We start from the raw sequence: 2175 nt of genomic DNA on the forward strand, positions 1-2175 counted from the left end.
CGTGGCTGCCAAGAATCAACATGCTGGTTTTCCGGGGCCGGGATGCTCTGGTGGTGCGTCGGTGGAGGCGAGCAGGTCGGCGGCCGAGGCGTAGCGGTGATCGGCGGGGGTGATGGCGAGGTGGTGGCTGTCGAGGACGGGCAGGACGTCTTTGATCGCGTTCCAGAGGGTGCTGCGGCTGATGTCGAACAGTTCGGCGAGGGTGTCGAGGGTGCAGATTCGGCGTTGGTAGAGGATGGTGGCGAGGATCCGGTCGCCGTCGGTGATCTTCTGGCGGAAGACTCCGCCGCGGGTGCCGGGGCGTCGGGTTCCGCCGCGTTGGCGGTGGCGGCGCTGTTCGATCGCGGCGGCATAGGGCACGATCAGTTTCTCCAGCAGGGTGTCCAGCGCGTCGCGGCTCATGCCGGTCAGACGTGGGTCGGTCAAGGCGTGGCGGGTTGGGTGGGCCGGGGCGTGCGCGGCAGGATCGGAGCCGGCCATCCAGGCGCGTAGGTCGTCGGCTCGGGTGAAGTAGCGGATGACGGTCGGGGTGATGCTGATCTTCTCCTCGTCCAGGAGTTGCCGGGTGGCTTTGATCGCCTGGCCGATTGTGACCGGGTTGATCCCGAGCAGATCGCACAGAACCTTCTGTGGGCAGAGTTGCCGCAGGTAGATGACGGTGATCAGGACCTCGTCGGAGTTGGAGAGCAGGGCTCGGCTGCGGCCGGTGGTGGCGACACGTCGGCCGCCGCGTAGTACGTAGCGGTGCTGCTCGGCCCGGGCCTGCTGGGCCGGGGCGAGCCGTGAGCGCAGCGCGTCGAGTTCGTCGCTGCTCATGCCGGTCAGGCGGGGGTCGGCGAGCATCGCGAGGGTTTGGGTGCGGGCCGCGGCTCGCTGGTCGGCGCGCGGTGGGGCGATGGCGGCGCCGATCGGGGCGATGCTGTAGTTCCAGGCTCGGTGTTGGGTATGCGCGGTGATCGGCAGGGCCTGAAGCTGGTCGCGGCTGACCGCGATCCCGGTCGGGTAGGAGCCCGGGTCTAGGACGGCTTCGACCTTCAGGCCGGTCGAGGTGGTGGTCGCCGCGATCGTGTTCAGGACGACCTGATGGCTGGTCAGCGGCCGTCCGCGCCAGTTCATGGTGATGTGGGAGAACAGCCGGTGCTCGATTTTGTTCCATTTCGAGGTGCCCGGCGGGAAATGGCAGACCGTGACCGTCAACCCGCTCTCGGCGGCGAACGCGGCCAGCTCGGCCTTCCAGAGCCGGTAGCGGTAGCTGTTGGACCCGCCCGCGTCCGCGGTGATCAACAGACGGGACGCCTCCGGGTAGTCCAGGCGACCGCGTGCCTGCCACCAGCGGCGGATCGAGGCGACCGCGAACGCCGCGGTGTCGTGGTCGACCCCGACGTTCACCCAGCCGGTGTTGGAGGCCATGTCGTAGATCCCGTAAGGGACCACGGTTTCGACGTTCGGGCCGGCCCAGAAGCTGTGGTCCTCGACCTGCACCGGCCGGCCGCGTGGTTGCCATTCTCGTCCGTTCATGGGCAGCAGCCCGAGCTGCTCCTTCTTCTTGGCGTCCACGCTGATTACCGGCTCGCCCGCCGCCTGATGGTCTTTGACCTGCGCGTTGATATAGCGGAACTGGGCGTCCCTGTCAGGATGCTGATCGCCTTCCAGAACCTTGGCGGTGCCCTGCAGGCTGAACCCGTTCTGCTTCAGCAGCCGGCCCACCGTCGGCGCGGCCACCCGATGCCCCTGGCGCGTGAGTTCGGCGGCCAGATGCCGCAGCGACTTCGTCGTCCACCGCAGCGGCGATTCGGGATCTCCGCGCTCGTCCGGCTCGACCAGCGCCATCAGCGCCGGCAGCAGACGCGGATCGACGGCCTCGGCCCGCAACCGGCCGCCGCCCGTCCGCCGCACGCGCCCCTCGGGCAGCGGATCAACCCCGGATTCGAGCTCGAACACGCCCTTGCGGACAGTGGTCTCGCTGACCCCGGCCACCTGCGCGACCAGCCGAACACCCCCATGACCCAGCAGCCGGGCCTCGGTCGCCAACGCCAACCGCCGCTGACGCTCGTTCAGATGCGGCAACAACACCGCGAAGCGCGCCGCAAGCTGATCGCGAACCTCGCCCGAGATGGCCATACCGACTCATCGAACCGGAAACCGAGAAGCACCGTGTTGTTTCCTTACAAGTCC

General features: G+C 68.4%; 1 protein-coding gene. It reads right to left on the reverse strand.

The window, feature by feature from the left end:
* Nucleotides 1-15: 15 nt before the first annotated feature.
* Entirely contained in the window at nt 16-2121 is a 2106-nt protein-coding gene (locus tag SM418_RS37880) for an ISAzo13 family transposase (RefSeq protein ID WP_371946470.1), read from the reverse strand.
* Nucleotides 2122-2175: the final 54 nt, after the last annotated feature.

Origin of the sequence: Actinomadura chokoriensis, from assembly GCF_041463665.1 — a bacterium.
In the GTDB taxonomy this organism is placed as follows: Bacteria; Actinomycetota; Actinomycetes; order Streptosporangiales; family Streptosporangiaceae; genus Spirillospora; species Spirillospora chokoriensis_A.